1 protein-coding gene is annotated in these 908 nt (G+C 69.1%); it reads left to right on the top strand.

Annotated features, from left to right (window positions below; all coding sequences use genetic code 11):
- On the top strand, window positions 1–906 hold a 906-nt coding region (locus ACYVMZ_RS39360), incomplete at its 5' end, for an ABC transporter substrate-binding protein (protein WP_461088123.1).
- Window positions 907–908 lie beyond the last annotated feature (2 nt).

Genomic DNA, 908 nt, shown 5'->3' with positions numbered 1-908 from the left:
TGCGGCGCCTCCGCCGAACCCGCGAGGGAGAAGGCCGCGGCGGCCGGTGCGAAGACCGACGTCACGGTGAAACCCATCGAGGCGACCCGGGAGTTGGCCGACGCGAACGGCGTCAAGGTCTCCCTGAAGAAGGAACCGCGGCGCGTCGTCTGCCTGTTCGCGCTGTGCGACGACATCCTGACCGAGCTGGGCATCGTCCCCACGGCCACCAACAGCGCGCTCCTCGCCCACCCCGGCTTCCTGGGCGAGGAGAAGGCGAAACAGGTCGACGTGATTCCCGGCGGGTTCATCGCTCCCGAGGTGGAGGCGATCCTCTCCCACAAGCCCGACCTCGTGATCGGCCTGGAGGACACGCACGGCAAGCTCGCCCCCGCCCTGAAGGACGCGACCACGTTCTGGCCCATGCAGCCCGAGACCTGGCAGGACAGCGTGGGCTACCTGCGTGACGTCGCCGCGCTCACCGGGCGCACCGCCGAGGGCGAGAAGGCGGAGAAGACCTTCCGCACCAAGCTCGCCGAGGCCGAGAAGACCAGGAGCGACAAGACCGCGCTCATCATCTACGGCAGCGACGAGAACTTCGGCGTCGCCACCCCGGAAGCGGACGTGGCCGCCAGCCTGTTCCCGAAGCTCGCCGACTACCCCTGGAAGTCCCGTGGCGTGGAGGGCAGTTACAGCCTCGAGGAGATCCTCGCCCGCGATGTCGACGTGCTGTTCGTCGAGACGATGAGCTTCGGCGACACGGACGGCAAGCTCTCGCAGAAGCTGGCGAAGAACCCGCTGTGGGAGAAGATCCCGGCCGTGCGCGACGGCGCCGTCCACGAGGTGAACTCCGAGGTGTGGGCCAAGGGACGCGGCACCCGATCGCTGGGCATCGTCCTCGACGAGGCCACGGCCGCCCTGCGGTGAGC

This window comes from Streptomyces deserti (genome assembly GCF_054782695.1).
This window is presented reverse-complemented; position numbering and strand designations above follow the sequence as displayed.